This window comes from Streptomyces sp. NPDC002144 (assembly GCF_053593695.1).
Genome location: NZ_JBSFDB010000009.1, coordinates 21,670 through 45,192 on the forward strand (window position 1 = coordinate 21,670; position 23,523 = coordinate 45,192).

At 70.8% G+C, this 23,523-nt stretch carries 24 protein-coding genes and 1 pseudogene; 7 read left to right on the forward strand and 18 right to left on the reverse strand.

The features are described from left to right. Positions 1-71: 71 nt before the first annotated feature. Positions 72-1,394, forward strand: coding sequence for an MFS transporter (locus tag ACWCQ1_RS15510; RefSeq protein WP_451026785.1), 1,323 nt, complete (start codon positions 72-74; stop codon positions 1,392-1,394). On the opposite strand, the gene ACWCQ1_RS15515 is transcribed toward ACWCQ1_RS15510, so the two are convergent. Together ACWCQ1_RS15515 and ACWCQ1_RS15520 are read right to left on the reverse strand one after the other, a co-directional pair. Continuing rightward, positions 1,395-1,919, reverse strand: a complete 525-nt coding sequence (locus ACWCQ1_RS15515; protein ID WP_358602490.1) for an ATP-binding protein — start codon at positions 1,917-1,919, stop codon at positions 1,395-1,397. 128 nt (positions 1,920-2,047) lie between these two features. Then, positions 2,048-3,283 (reverse strand): GNAT family N-acetyltransferase, encoded by a 1,236-nt coding sequence (locus ACWCQ1_RS15520; RefSeq protein WP_358602493.1) that lies wholly within the window; start codon positions 3,281-3,283, stop codon positions 2,048-2,050. 253 nt (positions 3,284-3,536) lie between these two features. On the opposite strand from ACWCQ1_RS15520, the gene ACWCQ1_RS15525 reads away from it, so the two are divergent. Then, positions 3,537-3,944 carry a RidA family protein gene (locus tag ACWCQ1_RS15525; protein ID WP_133049805.1) on the forward strand — a complete coding sequence of 136 codons (408 nt, stop codon included), beginning with the start codon at positions 3,537-3,539 and terminating at the stop codon, positions 3,942-3,944. 224 nt (positions 3,945-4,168) lie between these two features. Continuing rightward, a complete protein-coding gene (locus ACWCQ1_RS15530) occupies positions 4,169-4,813 on the forward strand; it encodes a DUF1707 SHOCT-like domain-containing protein (protein ID WP_451026687.1) in 645 nt (214 codons plus the stop codon). 39 nt (positions 4,814-4,852) lie between these two features. Here the strand turns inward: ACWCQ1_RS15530 and ACWCQ1_RS15535 are convergent, their stop codons facing one another. The 4 genes from ACWCQ1_RS15535 to ACWCQ1_RS15550 form a co-directional block, all read right to left on the reverse strand. Next, positions 4,853-5,824 carry a threonine ammonia-lyase gene (locus tag ACWCQ1_RS15535; protein ID WP_451026688.1) on the reverse strand — a complete coding sequence of 324 codons (972 nt, stop codon included), beginning with the start codon at positions 5,822-5,824 and terminating at the stop codon, positions 4,853-4,855. Positions 5,825-5,883: 59 nt separating this feature from the next. Then, complete coding sequence (locus tag ACWCQ1_RS15540) at positions 5,884-6,870, reverse strand: L,D-transpeptidase (protein WP_358602505.1); 987 nt, start codon at positions 6,868-6,870, stop codon at positions 5,884-5,886. Between the two features lie 111 nt (positions 6,871-6,981). Further along, positions 6,982-7,404: an arsenate reductase ArsC gene (locus ACWCQ1_RS15545; RefSeq protein WP_358602508.1), complete on the reverse strand. Its 423-nt coding sequence runs from the start codon at positions 7,402-7,404 to the stop codon at positions 6,982-6,984. Positions 7,405-7,547: 143 nt separating this feature from the next. Beyond that, entirely contained in the window at positions 7,548-7,922 is a 375-nt protein-coding gene (locus tag ACWCQ1_RS15550) for an ArsR/SmtB family transcription factor (RefSeq protein WP_358602511.1), read from the reverse strand. Positions 7,923-8,026: 104 nt separating this feature from the next. Between ACWCQ1_RS15550 and arsM the strand changes: the two genes are divergently transcribed. Beyond that, the gene (gene arsM, locus ACWCQ1_RS15555) at positions 8,027-8,902 is read left to right on the forward strand and encodes an arsenite methyltransferase (RefSeq protein ID WP_358602514.1); all 876 of its coding nucleotides are present in this window, start codon (positions 8,027-8,029) and stop codon (positions 8,900-8,902) included. A 26-nt stretch (positions 8,903-8,928) separates the two neighbouring features. Here arsM and ACWCQ1_RS15560 read toward each other — a convergent pair whose 3' ends face one another. From ACWCQ1_RS15560 to ACWCQ1_RS15585, 6 genes are all read right to left on the reverse strand, one after another. Continuing rightward, the gene (locus tag ACWCQ1_RS15560) at positions 8,929-9,222 is read right to left on the reverse strand and encodes an SCO5918 family protein (RefSeq protein WP_133049798.1); all 294 of its coding nucleotides are present in this window, start codon (positions 9,220-9,222) and stop codon (positions 8,929-8,931) included. Between the two features lie 193 nt (positions 9,223-9,415). After that, positions 9,416-10,870: a DEAD/DEAH box helicase gene (locus ACWCQ1_RS15565; RefSeq protein WP_451026689.1), complete on the reverse strand. Its 1,455-nt coding sequence runs from the start codon at positions 10,868-10,870 to the stop codon at positions 9,416-9,418. 187 nt (positions 10,871-11,057) lie between these two features. Further along, complete coding sequence (locus tag ACWCQ1_RS15570; RefSeq protein WP_007383480.1) at positions 11,058-11,261, reverse strand: cold-shock protein; 204 nt, start codon at positions 11,259-11,261, stop codon at positions 11,058-11,060. Between the two features lie 233 nt (positions 11,262-11,494). Next, positions 11,495-11,833, reverse strand: a complete 339-nt coding sequence (locus ACWCQ1_RS15575; RefSeq protein WP_208777759.1) for a helix-turn-helix domain-containing protein — start codon at positions 11,831-11,833, stop codon at positions 11,495-11,497. A 474-nt stretch (positions 11,834-12,307) separates the two neighbouring features. After that, positions 12,308-12,718, reverse strand: a complete 411-nt coding sequence (locus ACWCQ1_RS15580) for a (R)-mandelonitrile lyase (protein ID WP_451026690.1) — start codon at positions 12,716-12,718, stop codon at positions 12,308-12,310. A 39-nt stretch (positions 12,719-12,757) separates the two neighbouring features. After that, the gene (locus ACWCQ1_RS15585) at positions 12,758-13,774 is read right to left on the reverse strand and encodes a zinc-dependent alcohol dehydrogenase family protein (protein ID WP_451026691.1); all 1,017 of its coding nucleotides are present in this window, start codon (positions 13,772-13,774) and stop codon (positions 12,758-12,760) included. A 209-nt stretch (positions 13,775-13,983) separates the two neighbouring features. On the opposite strand from ACWCQ1_RS15585, the gene ACWCQ1_RS15590 reads away from it, so the two are divergent. Together ACWCQ1_RS15590 and ACWCQ1_RS15595 are read left to right on the forward strand one after the other, a co-directional pair. Beyond that, positions 13,984-14,874 carry a helix-turn-helix transcriptional regulator gene (locus ACWCQ1_RS15590; RefSeq protein WP_358602533.1) on the forward strand — a complete coding sequence of 297 codons (891 nt, stop codon included), beginning with the start codon at positions 13,984-13,986 and terminating at the stop codon, positions 14,872-14,874. 10 nt (positions 14,875-14,884) lie between these two features. Then, a pseudogene (locus ACWCQ1_RS15595) lies at positions 14,885-15,019 on the forward strand (TetR/AcrR family transcriptional regulator); the annotation flags it as partial. A gap of 34 nt (positions 15,020-15,053) precedes the next feature. On the opposite strand, the gene ACWCQ1_RS15600 reads toward ACWCQ1_RS15595, so the two are convergent. After that, entirely contained in the window at positions 15,054-16,706 is a 1,653-nt protein-coding gene (locus ACWCQ1_RS15600) for an FG-GAP-like repeat-containing protein (protein WP_133049793.1), read from the reverse strand. A 15-nt stretch (positions 16,707-16,721) separates the two neighbouring features. Further along, a complete protein-coding gene (locus tag ACWCQ1_RS15605) occupies positions 16,722-18,473 on the reverse strand; it encodes an alkaline phosphatase D family protein (protein ID WP_451026786.1) in 1,752 nt (583 codons plus the stop codon). Positions 18,474-18,666: 193 nt separating this feature from the next. Between ACWCQ1_RS15605 and ACWCQ1_RS15610 the strand changes: the two genes are divergently transcribed. After that, positions 18,667-19,314, forward strand: coding sequence for a DUF4232 domain-containing protein (locus ACWCQ1_RS15610; RefSeq protein ID WP_358602539.1), 648 nt, complete (start codon positions 18,667-18,669; stop codon positions 19,312-19,314). Positions 19,315-19,416: 102 nt separating this feature from the next. Here the strand turns inward: ACWCQ1_RS15610 and ACWCQ1_RS15615 are convergent, their stop codons facing one another. From ACWCQ1_RS15615 to ACWCQ1_RS15630, 4 genes are all read right to left on the reverse strand, one after another. Beyond that, positions 19,417-20,211: an enoyl-CoA hydratase/isomerase family protein gene (locus tag ACWCQ1_RS15615; protein ID WP_451026692.1), complete on the reverse strand. Its 795-nt coding sequence runs from the start codon at positions 20,209-20,211 to the stop codon at positions 19,417-19,419. Next, entirely contained in the window at positions 20,208-21,458 is a 1,251-nt protein-coding gene (locus ACWCQ1_RS15620; protein ID WP_358602542.1) for a cytochrome P450, read from the reverse strand. Before ACWCQ1_RS15620 ends, ACWCQ1_RS15615 begins: the two co-directional genes overlap by 4 nt. A gap of 121 nt (positions 21,459-21,579) precedes the next feature. Further along, positions 21,580-22,950 carry a cytochrome P450 family protein gene (locus tag ACWCQ1_RS15625; protein ID WP_358602545.1) on the reverse strand — a complete coding sequence of 457 codons (1,371 nt, stop codon included), beginning with the start codon at positions 22,948-22,950 and terminating at the stop codon, positions 21,580-21,582. A gap of 10 nt (positions 22,951-22,960) precedes the next feature. After that, positions 22,961-23,521 carry a GTP-binding protein gene (locus ACWCQ1_RS15630; RefSeq protein WP_133049788.1) on the reverse strand — a complete coding sequence of 187 codons (561 nt, stop codon included), beginning with the start codon at positions 23,519-23,521 and terminating at the stop codon, positions 22,961-22,963. Positions 23,522-23,523: the final 2 nt, after the last annotated feature.

Below are 23,523 nucleotides of genomic sequence, written 5' to 3' on the forward strand. Positions count from 1 at the left end.
CGCCGGGGCACGACAGGGTGCTCGCCGCCCTCGCCCTCGCGCAGTTCATCTGCAGCTTCGCCGGCTCCAACATGAACGTGATGATCAACGACATCAGCGAGGACCTGGACACGAGCGTGCAGGGCGTACAGGTCGCCATCACCGTCTTCCTGCTGGTCATGGCGGCGCTGATGATCCCCGGCGGCAAGCTCACCGACCGCTACGGCCGAAAGCGCTGCTTCCTGGCCGGTCTGATCGTGTACGCCGTCGGGTCGCTGCTCAGCGCGGCCGCTCCCGGACTCGGCGTACTGATCCTCGGCAACTCCGTCCTCCAGGGCGTCGGCACGGCCCTGCTCATCCCGCCCGTGTACATCCTCACGACGCTCCTGCACCCGGACCTGACGTCCAGGGCACGGGCGTTCGGCATCGTCATGGCACTGGGCGGCATCGGCGCGGCCGCCGGCCCGCTGATCGGCGGGCTGATCACCGAGGGGATCAGCTGGCGTGCCGCCTTCGTCTTCCAGGCCCTCGTCATCACGGTGATCGTGACGCTCGGACGGCGCCTGGAGGACCCGCTGCCGCCCGACCCGACCCGGTCCTTCGACACCGGCGGGGCGATCCTGTCCGCCCTCGGACTCGTCCTGGTCGTCATGGGCATCCTGGCCGCCGACAACAACGTCTGGCTGATGATCGGCCTGCTCGTGCTGGGCGCCCTGGTCCTGCTCTGCTTCTTCCGCTGGGTGGGCGCCAAGGAACGGTCCGGCGGGCAGCCGCTCCTGTCCCTCAGCCTCTTCCGCAACCGCACCTCCAACCTGGGCCTGGTCACCCAGAACACGCAGTGGCTGCTGCTGATGGGAACCTCGTTCACGGTCGCGGCGTACCTCCAGGTCGTACGCCACTACAACGCCATCGAGACCGGTGTCATCTTCACCGCCGCCACTCTCGGGCTGCTGATCTCGTCGCTGTCCGCCGCACGACTCGCGAAGCTGCGCCCCCAGCGCACCCTGATCATGGCCGGCTTCGTCGTCGCCATCGCCGGCGTGGCCCTGCTGATCGCGCTGGCCGCCGCGTACACCACCGCCTGGGCCTATGTCCCCGGGCTGCTCCTCATCGGCCTGGGCCTCGGCGGGATGCTGACCCCCTCGGTCAACGTCGTCCAGTCCAGCTTCCCCGAGGACCGACAGGGCGAGATCTCGGGCCTGTCCCGCAGTGTCTCCAACCTCGGCTCCTCCTTCGGCACCGCCATCGCCGGCACGATCCTGGTCTCCGGCCTCACCAAAGGCGCCTACGCCGCCGCGATGATCACCCTCGCCGTCACGGCCCTCATCGGCCTGGCCGCAGCGACCCGCCTCCCGAGGACCACGGCCGCCGGCGACCGGCAGCCGGCCCGGCCCGCCTCACCGGCGAGCCACTGATCACGAGGTCTGCTGTGTCCGGCCCGAAATGGACGAGGACAACACCGTCCTGTCGGCCGTGCCGAGTTCGTCGCCCGTGACCAGCCGCAGGTGGGCGGTGATCTCCTTGCCCCCGCCGCGGGGAGTGACGACGACCTCGTCACTGACCGAGTGCACCAGGCGCAGTCCGTGTCCGCCGACGCGGCCGCGGTCGGGGGGCCTGACCGTCGGAGCCTGGGGCGAGGTGTCGTACAGGCTGATGGCGAGGTGTGTGCCGGTCAGCTGCACCGTGAGGGCGCAGGGGCCGGGTGCGTGCCGCAGGACGTTGGTGACGAGTTCGCTGACGACGAGTTCGGCGTCCATGGCCCGGGACGCGGGAACGGGTGCGCGGCCGGCGCGCGGGACATGGGCGAGGACGGCGCGCAGGTCGCGGCGTGCCTGGGCGGCGCAGGCCGTGGTCGGGCCCCACGCTGCGGCGTAACGCAGCGGGGCGTGCCCGTTCCAGCCCGGCTCATCCTCCGCCTGCTTCATAAGCGGGATGACCATGTGGAGCTCTTTCGTTGTTCACCACTCGTGACCGATTGCCGCTCTTGCGGCTACCCGTGCACAGGCCACGTACACGGCCCCACACGATCCCGGCTGCCCTGAAGCCGGGAGCGGCGTCGTGGCGACGGTCAGAACCAGTGCAGGCAGTGCGGGGCGCGGTCGGCGCGGAAGAGGGCGTCCGCCCGGCCGGCCGCGTCCGGGTGGTGGGCCCGGATGTGTCCGGCGCGCACGAGGGTGCTCGGGGTGGTGCCGCCGAGGTAGACCGAGCCGAGGTCGCTGACGTCCAGGGACAGGTCCGGCTCCCGGTCCGTCGGGACGCACTCGGCCTTGCTGTCCCGGACGGTCAGCAGATGGCGGCCGCGCTCGCCGAGGAACTCGTCGGTGACGTCGAGGACGAGCTCGCCGTCGGTGGACCAGCCGCGCGCGGTCAGCGCACGCGGTATGTCCAGCAGCCGCACCCAGAGCCAGTCGGTGTGGTCGCCGACCTGCCCGGCCCGGAAGTCCTGGAGCTGCCAGCGCAGCGGATGCTCCGGCGGGACGTGCTTGAACACCACCTCGGTGACCAGGTCGTGGCCGAGCAGGAACCGGGCCAGGGCGGTGAAGACGGCGTCGTCACCGGTGATGATCTCGTCGACCGTCAAGGTGGCGGGATCGGCGAGCGAGTAGCTGGCGTATCCGTCCGCGACGCCGTCGGCGTCCCGGTGGACGGCGAGGTAACGCGGCGCGGGAGAGATCGGCGGCTGCCCGGCGCCCACGGCCCACCAGCGGGGCGGCCGGGACAGCGCGCCGGGCTGGGCGCGGCGGTAGCGGTCGTACACCTCTTCGAGGAGTTCGCCGCATGCGGCCCGTCGCAGCACCTCGACCGTGCCGGTGTCGGAGACGCTCGCCGAGGAGTCGGCCCTCGTGCGTGCCCGGGCGGGGGCGAAGGCGCCCCGGTGGCGTGGCACCGTCAGCCGCTGGGTGTAGGTGGCGGGTCCGTACCCGAAACGGCGGTAGATCAGCGCCTCGGAGGCCAGCAGCACCGACAGGAACTCGCCCCGGGCCCTGAGTTCGGAGAGCTGATGCCGCATCATCGCGGTGAGGACGCCGCGGCGTCGGTGCGAGGGCAGGACGCCGACGGCGGTCACGCCGGCGGCCGGGACGAGGATCTCCCCGGGCAGGGTGAGCTCGAAGGAGTACGCGCCGGCGGTGCCGACCGGGCGCCCCTCGGCGGTGACGGCGAGCAGGTTGCGGTCCATCTCGAGCGCCGACCACCAGACCCCGCCACCGGACTCGTTCGGGGTGTCCGGGAAGCGTCCGAACGCGGCGTACATCGTGTCGACGAAGACCTCGAGGTCCTGGTCGGTCGTGGAACGGATCTCCATGCTCCCGCTGCCTCCCCTGGCCACCGCCACCACGATGTGTGATGCCACGCCACCATGCGGCGTCAACCCGTGCCCGGGTCAAGCGAATTACGTCCGTACCCGGTGCCGGTCGGCCTCGGTCGCGCAGGGTGGTCACCATCCGGTTACCCAGTCACCGAAAAGTGCGTTCTTCCACGTCAGTCCTCACTCTCTTATGGTTGCCGAGTAACCGAAAGAGACCACGAAGGTCTGACATGAATGAAAGGCGGACACCATGGCCATCACTCTCAGGAACCCCGAAGGACTGCCGAAGATCGACGTCTACCGTCAGGTGGCGATCGCCTCCGGTTCGCGGCTGGTCTTCGTGGCCGGGCAGGTCGCCTGGGACGCCGAGGGGACGACCGTCGGCAAGGGGGACCTCGCCGCGCAGGTCGAGCAGAGCTATCTCAACGTCGCCACCGCGCTGGCCGAAGCCGGGGGCTCCTTCGACGACGTGGCGAAGCTGACCTTCTACGTCGTCGACTGGAACCCCGACAAGATGCCCCAACTCCTGGACGGCATCTCGCGGGCCACCGCGAGGCTCGGGGTCACCCCGGTCCCGCCGACCACACTGATCGGGGTCGCGGCACTGGACGTCCCGGAGCACCTGGTCGAGATCGAGGCGACCGCAGTCCTGGACTGAGCATGTGCCCGCCCTGAGCAACTGGCCCTCGGGGCCCGGTTGTTGCCCCGCCCACGTCTCGGCATGATGGATGTCGTACGCCGTGAGTCACCACCGGCCACCGCCCCTCCGGGACGGCACCCGGCCGGGTTCCATGTCGCGATATAGCGTTGGTCTTCTCGTCGCGTCGCTGCTCGCGTCGCACCAAGACGTCGGACGACGTTCGACAGGACCAGGACGGAAGCATGTCGGGAGAGATGTCGCCCACCCCAAAGGGCTCCGACCTCGGGTCGCCGCCCGAGTTGCGAGCCTCCCACGCGGACCGGGACCGCGTGGTGGACGTGCTGCGCATCGCGGCCGGGGACGGCCTGCTGACCTCGGACGAGTTGGACGAGCGTCTGGAGGTCGCCCTGTCGGCACGGACCCTGGGCGAACTGTCCGCGCTCACCGCCGACCTGCCGAACGTGTCGGCCGGGGCGGAGGCCAAGGACGTGGTCCGGATCGAGCAGGTGCACAGCGGCGCGATCGAACGCGTGGGGCGCTGGGTGGTACCGCGCAGAATGGAACTCGCGGTGTACTGGTGCGATGTGACGCTCGACTTCACCGAGGCCGTGATCACGCACGACACCTTGCGGATCGACCTGGAGACGGCGGGAAAGACCCTGACGCTGATCACGAGGCCGGGCGTCGTCATCGACACCGACGGCCTGCGACTGCTCCACAGCAAGCTCAAGTACCGTCGGGCTCCTGCGGATCAGGACGCTCCGGTCACCCTGCGCGTGGAGCTGGTCGGCCAGAAGGCGCACGGCCGCGTGGTGGTACGGCCCCCTCGGCGCACCTTCGGTCAGTGGCTGCTGCGCAGGCCCACGTCCCCCGGCGCAGGCGCTTGAGCCGCTCCCGCCGGGGCGGCGGTCGGCGTCTGCGCAACGTCAGAGGGAAGGCGTACCGACCCAGCGGTGGTACGCGTCCATGTCGACGTTGCTGCCGCAGATGACGGTCACCACGCGCCGGCCGGCGAAGCGGTCCCGGTTCTCCAGGAGCGCCGCGACGCCGAGCGCCGCCGACGGTTCGACGACGAGGCTGGCGTGGTGGAGGAGCATCCGCATGCCGGCGACGATCGACGCCTCCTCGACCAGCAGGGCGTCGTCGGCGACGAGGAGGAGGTCGTCCAGGACGGCCGGGATGGGGTAGCGGCCCGCGACGCCGTCGGCGATCGTGTCGGTCGAGTCGGTGGTGACCACGCGCCGGCTGTGCCAGGAGCGGGTCATCGCCGGCGCCCCCAGCGGCTGGACGCAGATCACCTCGGTCCCGGGCGCCAGGTCCTTGACCACATGCCCCACACCGGTGGCGAGCGCCCCGCCGCCGAGCGCGATCAGGACGGCGTCGAACGACGGCTCGGCGTCCACGAGTTCCAGGCCGATGGTCGCCGCGCCCTCGCAGGTCTCGATGTCCAGGCTGTCCTCGACCAGCCGGATGCCCTCGTGCCGCGCGACGGCCGCCGCCCGCTCACGCGCCGACTCGTGATCGCCGTCCACCAGTTCCAGCCTGGCGCCCAGCGCGCGGATGCGATCGAGCTTGGCCACGGTCGCGAAGCGCGATGCCACGACGGTGACGTCGAGCCCCCGCCCACGGCCGGACCAGGCGAGCGCCTGGCCGAGATTGCCCGCGCTGGCGCACGCCACGGCCCGCGGACCGTGCTCGGCGAGCCGGCTCGCGACCACCTCGGTGCCGCGGGCCTTGAAGCTGCGGACGGGGTTCGCCGTTTCCAGCTTGACGCTCACCGCGCAGCCGAGGTCCGCCTCCAGCGCCTCGCAGCGGTACAGCGGCGTGTCGAGGAACACCGGGTCGATCACCTGGCGGGCGGCCCGGATCCGGGCGGTGTCGAGTCGCGTCAGCCGCACGACGCAGCAGCGTACCGGTGACGGCCGGGACGGCGGCCGTCACCGATGGGCGCGCCGGGTCACAGCGTCGCGGTCGTCTGCTCCCCGGCCCCGCTGCCCGCGAGCCACTGGCTCCAGGAGAGGTTGAAGTCGGCGTAGCCGTTGTCGGCCGGGGCGTTGCCGCGGGGCGAGCCGGTGACGGTGACGGGGTCGCCCTGCTTGATCTGGCCGTAGAACCACTTGGCGTCGGCCATGGACAGGTGGACGCAGCCGTGCGAGCCGCGGGCGCTGCCGCTGCCCGGATTGGGGTCACCGGTCGAGTAGTGCACGTACGTGCCGGACTGGGTCAGGTGCACGTCCCAGGGCAGCGTCAGGTCGTAGTAGTTGGGGCTGCCCTTGTCGCAGCTGATGCCGACGCTGCAGGAGGTCATGTGGACCTTCTCCTGCTTGTCGATGACGGCCATCGTGCCGTCCCACGTCGGGTACTGGGCGCTGCCCGCGTTGATGGACAGGGTGCGCACCAGCTTCCCGTTGCGGGTCACCTTCATGGTGTGGCCGGTGACGGAGACGTCCGCGCGGACGTCGTCGCCGATGGTGAAGGTGTGCGTGTAACCGTGCACGCCGTAGCGTCCGTTGCCGTTGCTGACGCCCTTGAGGTCGGCGTCGATCTTCACCTTCGTACCCGAGGGCCAGAAGGTCTTGGGCCGCCAGTCGGCGCGCCGGTCGCCCATCCAGTGCCAGGCACCGGCCACCGGCTGGGAGGCGCTGACCTTCATGTGCTTCTCGACCGTGGCCCGGGCCTTCTCCGCGACCGGGTTCGTGAAGATCACCGAGATCGGCATGGCCACGCCGACCGTGGTGCCCGTCTGCGGGGTGATGGTGTCCAGCAGCATCGGTGGGCCCGCGGGCTTCGTCGGCGTCGGCGAGGCACTCGCGCTCGCCTTCCCCGACGCCTTCGCGTCGGTGCCGCTCGCCTTGTCACTGCCGCCCGCGCCGCAGGCGCTCGCGCCGACGAGCGTCGCGACCGTGACGAGTGCGATCCCTATGCCACTTGTGCGCCGTCCCACGACCTGTCCCGTTCTCTCCACTGCCCAGCCCCTACGGGCCCCGACTCCTAGTCAGATGACTACGGCATGCGTCTCAGTTGCGTGCGGTGGGCAGATTTTTGGTGATCCATATCACTCCTCGGTCCCGGATGTCACCTCCCCGATCAGCGCGCGGACGCGGGTCTCGATCTCGTCGCGGATGGGGCGTACGGCCTCCACTCCGCGCCCGGCCGGGTCGTCGAGCCGCCAGTCGAGGTACCGCTTGCCGGGGAAGACGGGGCAGGCGTCGCCGCATCCCATGGTGATGACGACGTCGGAGGCCTGGACGGCCTCGGTGGTGAGGATCTTCGGGGTCTGAGCGGAGATGTCGATGCCGACCTCGCTCATCGCCTCGACGACGGCGGGGTTGACGGCGTCGGCGGGGGCGGACCCGGCCGAGCGGACCTCGACCCTCTCGCCCGCGAGGTGGGAGAGGAACGCGGCCGCCATCTGGGAGCGGCCGGCGTTGTGCACGCAGACGAACAGCACCGAGGGGCGAGGGACGGAAGTGCTCATGGCGGGGCTTTCTCGGAAGGTGGAGTGCGGTCAGGAAGAGGCGGGTTGGGCTTCCGCGGGCTGGACGGAGGCGGGCGCGACTCCGGCGAAGACGCCGACGCCGGTGATCGCCTCTCGCGCGAGCCGACGGCCGAGGGAGGACTTCACGCGGTGGTCCCGGCGGGTTGCGGGGTGGTCAGGAAGGCCGCGAGCCGGTCCAGGACGCCGGGCAGCACCCAGTAGTACACCCAGGTGCCGCGCCGCTCGCAGTCGATGAGCCCGGCCTGTCGCAGCAGCTTGAGGTGGTGGGAGATCGTCGGCTGGGAGAGGTCGAAGGCGGGGGTCAGCTCGCACACGCAGACCTCGCCGCCCTGACCGCGCGCGGCGATCATCGACATCAGGCGCAGTCGGACGGGATCCCCGAGCGCCTTGAAGACCTTGGCCAGGTCGGTGGCCCGGTCCTCGTCCAACGGCGCGGCGGACAGGCCGGCGCAGCAGGCGGCGTCCTGCCCGAGCACCTGGAGCTCTTGTTTCGACATTCCTCTATGTTGACGCCTTTCGAATCAAGGCGCAAGCTTGCATCAATGAACGTCAATACAAGCCGTTCCGGGCCTGTGCTGGGCCCGTCACCCAGGAGTACGTCATGAGCGAGCAGTCCACCGACCTGCGCGAAACCGTCCGTCAGCGGTACGCGGCGGCCGCCACCAAGGTCACCGAGGGAAGTAGCGCGTGTTGCGGGCCCGAGCCTGTCGAGGCCGACGAGAACTTCGGCTCTACCCTGTACGCCGCCGACGAGCGCGACACCCTGCCCGCCGAGGCCCTGGCCGCCTCCCTCGGCTGCGGCAACCCGACGGCCGTGGCCGAACTGCGCGAGGGCGAGCGCGTGCTCGATCTCGGTTCCGGCGGCGGGATCGACGTCCTGCTGTCCGCCCGCCGAGTCGGCCCGGCCGGCAAGGCGTACGGACTGGACATGACCGACGAGATGCTCGAACTCGCCCTGGCCAACGCCGCGAGGGCGGGCGCGACGAACGTGGAGTTCCTCAAGGGCACCATCGAGGCGATCCCCCTGCCCGCGGGCACCATCGACGTCGTCATCTCGAACTGTGTGATCAACCTGTCGGTCGACAAGCCCGCGGTGTTCGCGGAGACGTTCCGTGTCCTCAGGCCCGGCGGCCGGATCGGCGTCTCCGACGTCGTCGCCGACGACACGCTCACCGTGGCGCAGCGGGCCGAGCGCGGCGACCACGTCGGCTGCATCGCCGGCGCGCTCTCCTTCGGCGAGTACCGCGCGGGCCTGGAGTCCGCCGGGTTCTCGGACATCGAGATCACCCCGACGCACGCGGTCGCCGACGGCATGCACTCCGCCGTCGTCCGTGCCACCAAGCCCGCCGCCGTCACGGACCCGGCCGGCTCCTGCTGCGGAGTGAGCGCCTGCTGCACCCCGGCGGAACAGTCGGCCGACCCGTCCGTCACCGTGAGCGAGGCCAAGAGCGCCGCCGGGTGCGGGTGCCGCCACTGATCGCCGTCAGGGCCTTGGCGTACGGCTCAGGTCCACGGCGTGGCCGTCGTCTGCCAGGGCGCGGGCAGTTCCACGGACGGGGCCGGCGGCGCCTCGTGGCAGGTGAAGCCGAGGCGGACCAGCGCCCTGCGGACCTCCCCCGCGGTGAAGTCACGGCGGTCCTGCCGGGTGATCACCTCACCGACCTGCATGACGGGGTAGGTGCGACGGCCGATGGTCACGGACACGCCGGTGACCTCCTCGGGCTTGATGCCCCGCATCGACTGCTCGACCTCGCTCTTGGTGAGGTCGAAGGGGTAATGGGCGATGACACAGCGCATGGTGCCTCCACGGGGCTGAGACGGGGCCGCCGGGCGGGCCGACGACGTACGGGCGGTCAGGGCAGAGGGTCGAGGACGCCCAGGGTGCGGCCGTGTTCGCCGATCACGGGTGACACGTCCGGCGCCCGTGGTCGCATGGCGGCCGTTCTCCTCCGGGACGGGTCTTCGACGGGGCGCACGGGGAGACCGGGTCTCATCCGGTCCGTCGGGCCCGGGCGGGCTGCCCGGCTCGGCGGCGCCCGGAGGAGCGGGTGCGTCCCGGTCCGGCGGTGACCGGGACGGGGACGGTGACGGGCGTGCCGGACGGCGCCCGGGCTCCGGTGATACGGCTGAGCTCGGCGTCCCCCGAGCGGGTGCGGACGGTGCGCGCGGTGACGCCGGCGTCGGCCAGCAGACGGCTCATCGCGCGCCGTTGATGCCCGAGGACCAGCGTGACGACGGTGCCGGACGCGCCGGCCCGTGCGGTACGGCCGCCGCGGTGCAGGTAGTCCTTGTGGTCGCCGGGCGGGTCGACGTTGACGACCAGGTCGAGATCGTCGACGTGGATGCCGCGGGCCGCGACGTTGGTGGCGACCAGGGCCGTGACCTGGCCGTCCTTGAACTGGGCGAGCGTGCGAGTGCGCTGCGACTGGGACTTGCCGCCGTGCAGCGAGGCGGCGCGCACCCCGACCGCCAGCAGCTTCTTCGCCAGCCGGTCCGCCGCGTGCTTGGTGTCGAGGAACAGCAGGACCCGCCCCTCGCGGGCCGCGATACGGGCCGCGGTGGCGTGCTTGTCCTCCTCCTCGACGTGCAGCACGTGGTGCTCCATCGTGGTGACCGCGCCCGCGGCGGGGTCGACCGAATGCACGACGGGGTCGTGCAGGTACCTCCGCACCAGGCGGTCGACGTCCCGGTCGAGGGTGGCAGAGAACAACATCCGCTGGCCGTCGGCGGGCACCTGGTCGAGCAGGGCGGTGACCTGCGGCATGAATCCCATGTCGGCCATCTGGTCGGCCTCGTCGAGGACGCTGACGGCGACCTGGTCCACACGGCAGTCGCCCCGGACGATGAGGTCCTTGAGGCGCCCGGGTGTCGCGACGACGACCTCGGCGCCGGCGCGCAGCGCGCTCGCCTGCCGGCCGATGGACAGACCGCCGACCACGGTCGTAAGCCGCAGGTGCAGCGCCCGGGCATAGGGGGTGAGCGCGTCCGTGACCTGCTGTGCCAGTTCTCGGGTGGGGACCAGGACGAGGGCCAGCGGCCGGCGAGGCTCGGCCCGGCGCCCGTGGATGCGGACGAGCAGGGCGAGCCCGAAGGCGAGTGTCTTGCCCGAACCGGTACGTCCACGGCCCAGCACGTCACGGCCTGCCAGCGAGTTCGGCAGGGTCGCCGCCTGGATGGGGAACGGCGCCGTCACCCCCTCGGCCGGCAGCGCGGCCCGCAGCGCCTCGGGCAGATCGAGGTCGGCGAAGGAGTCGACAGGGGGCAGAGACGGGGTGGCGGCCGACGGCGCGACCTCTTCGCCGGACGCGGCGGAACGAGACACGGTGGAACGGCTCCTACGGCCGCTCCGTCCGCTCTCGGCCGGACGGGAACGAGTGTTGCGGCGCGCCGGCTTCTCACGCTGGGAGCGGGCGGCGTCATCACTCGTGCGACTTTTGCGGTCCATGCGGAACCTTCCTCGATGCGGCACGTGTCGAGGAATTCCGGGAGGCGGCGCGGTGCCGTACCGAGATTCGCAAGAATGGGCCTGCCCGGGTGCCGTGGATCTGGCGTGGTCTGCCGTGAAAATGCAATGGATCGGGGCCCGCACCCAGGGTGCGGGCCCCGATCACGTGGAACGCGACGCGTGTGTGTCAGGCGGGAACGATGTTCTCGGCCTGCGGGCCCTTCTGGCCCTGCGTGACGTCGAAGGTAACCTTCTGGCCTTCCTGAAGCTCGCGGAAGCCGCTGGTGGCGATGTTCGAGTAGTGGGCGAACACGTCAGCGCCGCCACCGTCCTGCTCGATGAAGCCGAAGCCCTTTTCCGCGTTGAACCACTTCACGGTGCCAGATGCCATATTGAATCTCCCTTTGGGGGCAGTGCCGGGTTCCGCACTTTACGGAATCCGAGTCGCCGCGATGATCACCCCTCCGGAAAGATCCGGAAAGCTCTGCAAAGAAACAAGTCTCTGGCAACCAAAACTGCAACCGAAGTCACGCTAACACAGGTGGGACGGGGACACGTCCTGGGTTTTGGCGGGCATCCAGCTATTCTCACCCTGCCACGACCCGCATTTCTGTTCCGGCGGTACTAGATATTCGCGCCGTCCTCGTCCAGCTTGCGGCGCAGCTCCCGGTTCAGCCGGAGGGCGTCGTCGAGTTGGTCCTCGAGGGAGACGATGCGGCAGGCGGCCTCGATGGGCGTGCCCTGGTCGACGAGCTCGCGCGCGCGGGCGGCGGTGCGCAGCTGGCGTCGGGAGTACCGGCGGTGACCGCCTTCCGACCGCAGCGGAGCGATCAACTCGGCTTCACCGACGGCACGCAGGAAGGCGGGGGTGGTGCCGAGAACGTCGGCGGCGCGCCCCATGGTGTACGCGGGGTAGTCGTCGTCGTCGAGGTTCCCGGCGACAGGGGCGTTCTCAGCGGGCATAGCCGCCTTTCGTTTCGGGGCTCCGAAGGAACCGGCACGGGCGGCCGAGGGAATCGGCGCCAGGTTCCTGGTACCCCCAACCCTAGTCCCGCAGCCCCGAAGATCTGGCCTCGCCGTGACAGATTTTCCACGGCGAGGAGCCGGCCGCTGACGCCCCGTCGGCGGCCCTCCGTTCAGGCGATGGTGCTCGTGTCGACGACGAAGCGGCGGCGGACACCGGAGGCCAGGACCCGCCCGCAGGCCTCGTTGACCCGGGTCCGCGGAGATCACCTCGCCCGTGGGCGGTCTTCACGGCCATCTGGCCGAGACCGCCCACGACCGAAGGCCGCGACCTTGCTGCCGGGACCGTACGCCCCACCGGCGCAGCGGGGCGTAGGGGGTGATGCCCGTCCACAACAGCGGCGCGGCGGCTGCCGCGTCGACGCGCATCCTCAGGCGCACCTCGGGGAGCGGGTGGCTGGTTCGGGCCGGGGGTCAGTCGGTGGGCGGGGCTGTGGCGTATTCCTCGTCGGTGACGGGGGTCAGCCAGTGGACGACGTCGTGGTCGGTGTCGCTCTCGTTGATGGCGAGGTGGACCATGAGCCGGTCGGGCGCGGCGCCGTGCCAGTGCTCCTCGTCGGCCTCGAACAGGACGCGGTCGCCGGGCCGGATGACCTGGATCGGCCCGCCCCGGCGTTGGCACAGGCCGACCCCCTCGGTCACGAACACGGTCTGGCCGAGCGGGTGCCGGTGCCAGTGGGTGCGTGCGCCGGGCATGAAGTGCACGAGGTTGGCGCTGACCCGGGACGGCTCCGGTGCGGCGGCGACGGCGTCGATGTAGACGTCACCGGTGAACCAGTCGGCGGGACCCTTGGCGGTGGCGATCGAGCTGCGGGTGATCTGCAAGGCCGTTTCCTTCTGTGTGGTTCCTGCGCTGCGGTCGTTTCACGGCTTGAGCAGGGTCTTGACGGCGCGGCGTTCGTCCATGGCCCGGTAGCCCTCGGCGACCTGGTCGAGGGGAAGGGTGAGGTCGAAGACCTTGCCCGGGTTGATCTTCCCCGTCAGGACGCGGTCGATGAGGTCGGGCAGGTAGCGGCGTACGGGGGCGGGGCCGCCGCGCAGGCCGACGTGGGAGAAGAACAGCTCCTGGCCGTCGACGGCGACCTCGTGGGGGACGCCGACGAAGCCGACGTTGCCGCCGGGCCGGGTGGAGTGCAGGGCCTGTCGCATCGACTGGGCGGTGCCCACGCACTCCAGCACGCTGTCCGCGCCGATCCCGCCGGTGAGGTCCTTGACGCGGGCGACGCCTTCCTCACCGCGCTCGGTGACGATGTCGGTCGCGCCGAACTCGCGGGCCAGCTTCTGCCGCGACTCGTGCCGGGACATGGCGATGATCCGCTCCGCGCCCATCTCCTTCGCGGCGATCACGGCGCACAGGCCGACCGCGCCGTCGCCGACGACCACCGCGGTGGAACCGGGCCCGACCTCGGCGGCGTCGGCCGCGTACCAGCCGGTGCCCATCACGTCGGACACGGCCAGCAGCCCCGGCCAGAACGCCTCGCCCGGTACCTCTCCGGTGGCGACCAGGGTGCCCTGGGCGTTGGGGATGCGCACGTACTCGGCCTGGCAGGTGCTCATGAACTCGCGGTTCAGGCAGTTGGACTGCCATCCGTTGCGGCAGTTGGCGCAGACGTTGTCGGAGGTGGCGAAGGAACCGACGACGAACTGGCCCGGCCTGACCGCCGTGACCTCGCTGCCGACCTCCTCGACGAAGCCGACGTACTCGTGGCCCATGGGATGCGCCTCGTCGGTCGCGTCGAGGCCGCGCCAGGGCCACAGGTCGGAGCCGCACACACAGGTGACGGCCGTGCGGATGATCGCGTCCGTCGGCTTGAGGATCTTCGGGTCGTCCAGGGTCTCGAAGCGCACGTCGCCGGGGGCGTGGATCACTGCTCCGCGCATGGGGGATTCCTAACGTTCTCGATCGGGGTCTGGGCGGGCGCGCCGTTGACTTCGCGCGCCGCCGGGCCGGTCATCCCGGGGAGCGGCGGTGCCGCTGGGGATCACCTCTGTCTCAGGTAACCGCGCATCCCGGCGGTAAGCGAGTCACCGGTGAAGGGTGTACCGGCAGTACATCCCTTGCGTGGCGGGCAGGCCGTACGGTCGAGGACATGGACAACCGTGAGGAGGTCCGCGAGTTCCTCACCTCGCGGCGAGCGAAGATCACCCCGGACCAGGCCGGCCTGCCTGCCGGTTCCCGACGCCGGGTGCCCGGGCTGCGCAGGAGCGAGGTCGCCGCGCTGGCCGACATGAGCGTGGAGTACTACGCGAAGCTGGAGCGGGGGAACCTCGCCGGCGCCTCCCCCGCCGTCCTCGAGGCCGTGGCCCGCGCACTGCGGCTGGACGACGCCGAGCGTGCCCATCTCCTGCACCTGGCCCAGGCCGCCGACGGCTCCGACGCGCTCACCCGCCCGCGCCGCCGTACCGCCGCCCGGCAGTGGACCCCGCACCGCAGCCTGCAGTGGACGCTCGACGCGATCACCGCGGGGCCGGCGATCGTGGGCAACGGCCGTATGGACATCCTGGCCGCCAACTCCCTCGCCCGTGCCTTCTACACCGACCTGTTCGCCAACCCGGACAACCAGCGGAACCTGGCCCGCTTCAACTTCCTCGACCCGGCCTCGCGCCGGTTCTACCCGGACTGGGAGCTGTTCGGGGACATGGCGGTGGCCATCCTGCGCCGAGAGGCCGGACGCGATCCCCACGACAAGGACCTGCACGACCTCATCGGTGAACTGTCCACGCGCAGCGGCGACTTCCGTGCCCGGTGGGGCGCCCACAACGTCCGCCGCCACGGGACCGGCACCAAGCGGTTCCGCCACCCGGCGGTCGGTGACCTCACCCTCGCCTACGAGTCCCTGGACCTGGCCGCCGAACCCGGGTTCAGCATGACGATCTACACCGCCGAACCCGGCTCGCCGTCGGAGGAGGGCCTACGCCTGCTCGCCTCCCTGGCGGCCACGGAAGCCGTCAGCCCGGCAGAGCAGCACCCGACCGCCTGACCACCGTCAGAGCCGGCGCGGCCTGAACGCGGCCGGCATCCGCGACAACGCCCAGCACGCCAGGGCGCCGCTCGGGTCGACGTACCCCTACTTCCCCGAGGGCAGGCAGCAGTTGGCGACGGAAGCCGTCCGCCTCAGCGGCGAAGGGCTGATGACCAGGGCGGGGCGGTGGCCCGGGGTCACAGCAGGTCCGACCAGCCGCTCCAACCGCTCGTCGCCTTCGTCACGCGGCCCTTGAAGGTGCCCGTGCCGGTGCCGGCGTAGAAGTACAGCGCGCCGGAGGAGTTGGTGGCCATGAGGTCGGCCTTGCCGTCACCGTTGGCGTCCCCCGGCGAGAAGAGCTTCTTGTACTGCTGCCAGCCGGTGCCGATCTTGACGCGGGCCGAGAAGGGAGCGGACGCGCTGCCCGTGCCCGAGTAGCGCCACAGGGTGCCGGAGGAGTCGCGGGCAAGGAGGTCGGGGCGGCCGTCGCCGGTGATGTCGCCGCCGCCGACCAGGGCGTTGTACTGCTGCCAGCCGGTGCCCAGCTTCACCCGCCCGGCGACGGAGGTGCCGGAACCGTCGCCCGCGTAGAGGTAGAGCGTGCCGGTGCTGGTCACGGCCAGCAGGTCGCCCTTGCCGTCCCCCGTCACGTCGCCGGGGCCGACGATCCGGCTGTACGTCGTGGAGCCGGCGGCGATCAGCGGGTCGGTGAGGGCGTAGAACGCCGGGTTGGTCAGCTTGCCGCTGCTGACGGAGTGGACGACCAGGTCGCCCAGGCCGCCGTCGCGCAGGGAGGAGGCGTAGGCGAGGCGGGTGGAGGACGTCGGCCAGGACGAACCGATCAGCAGCTTGCCGCTCAGGTTGCCGGTGCCGGTGACCTGGTAGCCGTAGACGGACCCCGACGACGTACGGGCCATGATCCCGTACTTGCCGAAGTGCGGGGTCTCGCCCGCCCCCGCGAACTGCGTCACCGCGCCCCAGCCCTTGCTGCGGGCCGCGCGGGTCGCGAAGGTGCCGTTGCCGTTGCCCGCGTAGAACCAGAGGTTGCCGGAGTAGTCCCGGGCCAGCAGGTCGGTCTTGCCGTTGCCGTCCCAGTCGCCGCCTCCGACGATCTGGTTGTACGACCCCCACTCGGTCCTGGAGTCCTTGACCTTGGCGTTGAAGGTGCCGCCCTTCTTGCCCAGGTACCGGTAGAGGACGCCGGCCGGGGTACGGGCCAGCAGGTCGCCCACGCCGTCGCGGTTCAGGTCGCCGGCGCCGATCAGTTCGTCGTACTGCTGCCAGCCGGTGCCGATCTTGACCCGGCTGCCGAAGGCCCCGGTGCCCAGGCCCGGATAGAAGTACAGGGTTCCGGCGGGGGTGCGGGCCAGCAGGTCGACCTTGCCGTCGCCGTTCATGTCACCCGGAGCGGCGATCTTGTTGTAGACCTGCCAGCCGGTGGCGACCGTCTTGCGCGAGCCCAGACCGCCGGGGACGCGGGCGTAGATGCCGTAGTGGAAGGACAGGACGCCACTGGAACTCAGGCTGAGCACGTCCTGGACGCCGTCACCGTCGAGGTCGCCCGGGGTCAGGACGTCCTTGACCTTGGAGACGTCCGCGTCGAGGGCCATGGTCTCGGCCGAACCGGTGTTGATGTACAACTGGCCCGCCACATTGCGGTAGACGAGGTCCGAGGTGCCGTCGCCGTCGAAGTCGCCGCGGGCCGGCCCGCTGGCGTCCGCGTCGGAGGGCAGCACCGTCAGCACGCCGGCCACGAGCACGGCCGCGGTGCCGGCCAGCAGGGAGGCCTTGACGGCGACGGGGCGCCGGTGTCCGTGGTTCCCGTCGCGCCGGGATCGAAGGGTGAGCACGTTCTCTCCCGGGAGTCAGGCGGTGGTCGTCACGTCGGTGGGTGACACCTCGGTGGAGGTGCCGGTGGAGCTGTCGGCGGGGCTCTCGGTCGGCGATTCGGTCGTGTCCGTCGGGCTCGCCTGATCCGGGGGGCTCGCCTGATCCGTCGGGCCCGAGGATGCGTCCGCGCTCTCGCTCGCCGGTGCCTCCGGCTGCGCGTCGGCCCGGTGGACGCCCGGCACACCGCTGTCGACCCGGAAGGTCGCCGCCGTACTGGTCGTGCCGTTCTTGGTCAACACCGTTGAGACGGCTCGCAGTTGGGCGTCGATGCCGGTCGGGGTGATGTCGAGGAGAAGATAGCCGCGGCGGGCGTCGATCATCTTCCAGTGCGGGTTGTCCGCCAGCTTGGGCGCCCACTCGGCGGCGAAGGCCTCGAGGTCCTCGTCGCCGTTGCTGGAGATGGAGGTGCCGACGAACTCCGCGCCGACGACCGTCGAACCCGGGTCGGAGTAGTCCAGTTTGAGGTCGCTGACGATGGTGCGGTGGCGGTCGCCGGAGAGCACGACGGGGTTGCGGACGTCCTTGAAGTCGGCGAGCAGTGCGTTGCGTTCGACCTGGTAGCCGTCCCAGGCGTCGTAGTACCACTCCTTGCCCTCGCCGGCGAGGAGGTCGGTCTCGGCCATCATCACCTGGGAGGCGACGAGGTTCCACTGCTTGCCGGAGGTGCGCATGCTGTTGACGAGCCAGTCGCGCTGGGTGTCGCCCATGATGACGCGGCCGCTCTCCATGGCGCCCTGCTGGGTGGTGGCCTGGTCGTCGCGGTACTGACGGGTGTCCAGGACGTGCAGTCGGGCCAGGGAGCCGAAGTCGAGCTTGCGGTAGATCAGGACGTCCGGGCCGCTGGGCTTCTGCGCGGCGCGGATCGGCATGTGCTCGTAGAAGGCCTGGAAGGCGGCGGCCCGGCGGGCCAGGAACGTGGCAGGGGGCTCGGCGACCGGGTCGTTGGCCTTGTCCCCGGCCCAGTCCTGCTCGACCTCGTGGTCGTCGTAGACGACGACGAAGGGCGCGTCGGCCCGCATCGCCTGCAGATCCGGGTCGGTGTTGTACTGCTCGTGCCGGGAGCGGTACTGGGCGAGGGTGACGGGCGAACCCGAGCCCTCGTGACGGCGTACCCGGTAGGAGAAGGCGGAGCTCTCGTAGATGTAGTCACCGACGAACAGCACCAGGTCGGGCTTCTGGGCGCGCATGTCCTGGTAGGCGGTGAAGTAGCCGTGCTGCCAGTTCTGGCAGGAGGCGAGTGCGATCCGCAGCTTCTCGGGAGTGCTCCCGGCGGCGGGCGCCGTGCGGGTGCGGCCGGTGCGGGAGGTGTGACCGAGCGCCTTGAACCGGTACCAGTAGTCGGTCGCCGGGGTGAGGCCCGTCACGTCGACGTGGACGCTGTGCGCGAGGCTGCTGCTCGCCGTCGCCGTACCGCTCTTGACGATCTTGGTGAAGCCGCTGTCCGAGGCCAGCTCCCAGGTCACCGGGACACTGGGCGGCAGGATGCCGGAGTTGCCCTGGTTGACGGGGGTCACCCGGGTCCACAGCACGATCGCGGTGGGCAGCGGGTCACCGGAGGCCACGCCCAGTTTGAAGACCGTGCCGGAGACCGACGCACCGGCACCGGCCGGTGCCGTCGAACCGCCCACCGAGGCCGAGGCGTTCCCGGTCAGGAGCTGTCCGCCCGCCACCGCGCCCGCGGCTCCGAGCGTGAGAGCTCCCGCGCCCAGAAAGCGCCTTCTACGCATCCCGTCGGTGCCCGTGGCGTCGCTGCTCGACTGCACGCGCGAACCTTCCCCCCGTGGCGGTGCGCGCTCCGCAGCGCCGGTGAACGTGATCGGCGAGGATTCTATGCAATACGCTCACCCTTGCGAGTCCCGGGCCGTCAATCTGCTCGAAACCGTCCGTTCAACAGCGTCCGTCCGACAACAGGCAGGAGCCATGCGCCGACTACCGATCGCCGTCACCGTCCTGCTGCTCGTCGGGGCGGCGGGGTGTTCGTCGGCCTCCTCCTCGTCGTCACCCGGGTCGGCGGACCGTCCGGAAAGCGGTTCCGCTTCGAGCTCGCCGGGCTCGTCGAGTTCGTCGAGTTCGTCGGGTACGGAGACCAAGGGCCGGGCCGACAGCGGTGGTACGGCCTCCCCGTCGGCCGGGGTGCTCTTCGGAGCGGACTCCCTGCCGAGCCCCGCGGCCGACCACTGCCGCACGAAGGACCTCATGGGCACGGCCGTCAGCACCGGTCAGGGCCGGGCCTCGGTCGTGATCACCAACAAGGGGGACGGCTCGTGCACGGTGCGCGGCTTCCCGTCCCTCATGTTCGTCGGGACGGCCGGCCGCATGGAACTCCCGGTCGACTGGGCCGGGTCGGCCGCCGACGCGGCGAAGGTCAGCCTCTCCCCCGGTGATTCCGCTTCCGCCGCGCTCACCTTCACCAGCGTCGAGGACTGTGACGTCGTCGCGGGCGTCGACGTCGTCCCGCCCGGCGAGTCCCGCCCCCTCAGCCCGGCGTTCACGGGCGGCGGCGGGAAGAAGACGACCGTGCGCATCTGCGACACGGGTGTCCGCGTGAAGGCGTTCACGGCGTCGTAGGACCGGCTCGCTCCGTACGGACACGCGATCGCCGCGGGCGACGAACTCGGGTCGTCGCCCGCGGCGATGTGCGTCCTTTCGGCCGCGCCCTTCGAGGAGTTCTCAGTCGGCGGCCGGACCCTGGTTTCGGATCGGGACGAGATACGGGGTCAGGAGGTGGGAGTCGAGCAGGGACAGGTCGGCCGTGCGGTCGGCGCGTGCGTAGCCGGCGAGCATGCGTTTGGTCAGGACGAGGGCCTCCGGCGAGCGCCTGAGCAGGGGCCGCGTCCACGCGCCGACCTTTTTGTCCAGTTGGTCGAGGGGCGCGATCTCATGGACCAGGCCGAGCCGGTGGGCGGTGTCCGCGTCGAACACGTCGCAGGTCAGCAGGAGTTCGCGGATCCTGGCGACGCCCGCCTCGGAGATCAGACGGCCCATGGCTCCGCCCCAGGCCGGCGGGAGGCCGAGGCCCACCTCCGGCATCCGGAAGCGACAGGTGTCGGCCGCTGCCCGCAGGTCGCAGAAGGCGGCGAGCGCGAGACCGGCACCGATCACCTTGCCGTGGAGGCGGGCGATGGTGATCGCGTGAGTGGTCTCCAGGGCGTTGCACAGCCGGTGGGCCCGGTCCGTGATCCGCCGCAGTGCGGCGCCGGTCGGGTCCGTGGCCAGCGCCGTCTCGTATTCGGTGCGGTCGGCTCCCAGACAGAAGTCGTCCCCCTCGGAGGACAGCACCAGAACGCGGATGTCGGGCCGCCCGTGGAGGTCGTCGAGAACGGCGATCAGGTCGTCCAGGACGGCGACACCGAGCGTGTCGTCCTGCCGGGTGGGGTTGAGGCGTACGTGGAGCACCGGGCCGTCCTGGTCGACGGCCACGGTCTTGTGCGCGCGGGCGAGGAGGGTGTCGCCGGTCTCGTTCATGCGAAGGTGACGTCCAGGTTCAGCAGACGCCGGAACGCGACCCGGGGCGCCCAGGACGGGCGTCGTACCAGGGTGAGGCGGGGCAGGCGTCTGAGCAGGTGGTGGAGGAGGGTCTGCGCCTCGAGGCGGGCGAGGGGTGCGCCCAGGCAGTAGTGGATGCCGCCGCTGAAGGCGAGATGGTCGGGCCGCTCGCGCCGGAGGTCGAACCGGTCCGGATCCGGGTGCCGGGTCGGGTCCCGGTGTGCCGCGCCCACCATGAGGTGGATCATGTCGTCCTTGCGGACGGGGAATCCGCCGATCGTGTTGTGGGTGGCGGCGATCCGGCTGATCACGTGCGTGGGCGGGTCGTGGCGCAGGGTCTCTTCGACGAACGCGGGGACGAGGGAGGGTTCGGCGGCGAGCTGCTCCCAGCGCTCGGGATGCTCGACGAGCCTTAAAACCATCGTCGACAGCAGCGTCGAGGTGGTCTCGAGTGCGGCGAGCAGGACGAAGAGGGCGATGAAATAGACGGCTTGGTCGGCCTTGTCGCGGTCGGGTTCCAGGGTGTCCCAGGTCTGGATCCACATCGACACGGGATCCTCGCCCGGGCGTTCGCGCCGCTGGCGGACCAAGTCGGTGAAGTAGGCCCGCAGTTCGGCCGTGGCCGCGTCGGAGAGCGCCAACTGGCTCGCTGTCGGCAGCAGTTCCTGGGTGAAGACCTGGTCGTGGGTCAGTTCGCGCAGTCGTGGCCGGTCGGCGGCCGGCACCTCCAGCCAGTCGCCGATGGCGGCCACCGGGAGTTCCTCGCTGACGAGGGCTACGAAGTCCGCCTCCCCCTGGTGGAGTTGCTCGGACAGGGAGGTCAGGAGCTGATCGGTCGCCTGGCTGATCATCCGGCCGATCCGGTGCATGGCAGTGCGGCCGAACGTGCCGGCCGCCCTGCGTATTCGGGTGTGTTCAGGGGGATTGAGCGCGGGCATGGTATTGCTCATCTCCCGCGAGGAGGGAGCGCTCCAGCGGGTGCGCGGGCCTTGGCTCTCTCGCCAGCGTTTGTCCGGCTCGAGCCACTCGCGGTCGCGCAGTACCTGGTCACACATGTCGAAGCCGGTCACGAGCAGGCCGCCCCACGGGGCCGGGGTCACCGGGCCCATGGAACGGAGTTGCGCATAGAGGGGGAAGGGGTCGGCCTGCCCCTTCGCCGTGCGGAGACGGGAGAAGAGGGCGACGGCCGAACGGCGGTCGTGCGACGGGTGTGCGTCAACCACCACGATGACGGCTCCTTTTTCTGGGGAATCAGCCGCCATACGTACCCATGGGTAAATTGAACCATCCACTAAAGCGAGTTAAGTGAGGGTTACCTTCGTCACTTGTGTTCGTCAATTCCCTTGGTCATTCCCCTCTGGTCCATGCCAGGAATCGGCTGAACAGACCTCGGGGCTGCGCGGGGGCCTTGGGTGCCTGAGGCGTCGGCGTGGCGGTCCGCTGGGGAGCGGCCGCGGTGGGCTGCGCCGTGTGGACACGCGCCGGATCGGCGGCGGCCGCCGCGCGCAGGGTCCGCGGCGTGAACCGGACCGGAAGGGTCACCAGGGAGCGGCTCCAGGGGGAGGGTGCCCAGGTCAGGTCCTTGAAGGGGACCCGCATCTCGATGTCCGGCAGCCGGTTGAGGAGGGACTCGACGGCGGTGACCGCGATCATGAAGGCGGGGTCCTTCGCGGGGCACGCGTGCGGACCCGCCCCGAACGCCAAGTGCGCCTTGGTGCTGAGCTGTTCGCGGTGCTGAGCCAGCTTCGGGTCGGTGTTGGCCGCCGCGAAGGAGATCAGGATGGGGTCGCCCGCCTTGAGGACCCGGCCGCCCAACTCGACGTCGTGGGTGGCGTAGTGGCCCGCGTAGTTGGCGATCGGCGCGTAGTTCCACAGAGTCCGGGCGACGGCGTCCTCGACCGGCAGCGCGGCCTGGCCGTCCTCGCTGAGGAACAGCGCGGCGCTGGTGCCGATGGCGGCGGCCAGCGGCGCGGTGCCGCCGGACAGCAGGGTGACCAGCTGGTGCAGCACCTCCTCGTCGGTCAGCTGCGCGGGGTGCTCCATCAGCTTCGTCGTCAGGTCGTAACCGGGCCTGCGGTGCTTGAGGGCGATCAGCTCCGCGAGGGCCCCACCCAGCACCTCGTCCGCGCCGGGGGTCCCCTCGAAGATGCCGCTGATGCCGACGATCACCCGGTCGCCGAGTTCCGGCGGGCAGCCGAACAGATCGCTGAAGACCAGCAGCGGCAGCGGCTGGGCGTAGGCGGCCATCAACTCGGCCTGGCCGCGCGGCTCGGCACCGAACTGGCTGATCAGGTAGTCGGCGGACTGCTGGGTCTGCCGTACGAGCTTGAGTTCGTTGACGGTGGCGAGACTGTCGACGACCGCCTGACGCAGACGGGCGTGCGCAGCTCCGTCGCTGAACAGCGCGTTGGGCCGGTATCCCATCATGGGCAGCGCCGGACTGTCCTCGGGCACGCGCCCCTCGTTCAACGCGTTCCAGCGGCGCGAGTCACGGACGAAGGAGCCGGGGTTCTGCAGGATGTACAGGGCGGCGTCGTAGCTGGTCACCAGCTCGACCTCGACGTCGGGCGCGATGTCCACGGCGGCGCTGGGGCCGAGGGAGCGCAGGTAGGCGTAGGTGGCCTCGGGGTCGGAGCCGAACTGGGGGCCGTACAGCGGGACCTTGCCGTGGGCGGGGCACCCGGGCGGTATCTCCTGCGCGTCGTGCTGCTGGTGCATGGCGGGGCTCCTAGGCGAGAAGGGACTTCAGGTGCTGCACGAGGGTGATGAGGGCCTGGGCCGCCGAGTGCTGGTCGCGCACGTCGCAGGCCACGACCGGGGTGTCCACGGGCAGGTTCAGCGCCTCGCGGACCTCGTCGAGCGGATACGTGGTGGTGCCCTCGAAATGGTTGACGCCGATGGCGTAGGTCAGGCCGAACCGTTCGACCAGGTCCAGCACGGGGAAGGACTCGTCCAACCGCTGGGGGTCGACGATGACCAGCGCGCCCAACGCTCCCCGGGAGAGTTCCTCCCACATCTCCTTGAAGCGCTCCTGTCCGGGCGTTCCGAAGATGTAGAGGACCAGCTCCTCGCTGAGGGTGAGCCGGCCGAAGTCCATGGCGACGGTGGTGGTCGTCTTGTCGGGTGTGCGGGAGAGGTCGTCGAAGCCCACGCTGGCCTCGGTGATCTCTTCCTCGGTCTGCAGGGGTTCGATCTCGGAGATGTTGCCGATGTAGGTGGTCTTGCCGACTCCGAAGGGCCCCACGACGAGGATCTTCACCGAGCGCAGGACGTCTGGATCCAGGTACACGG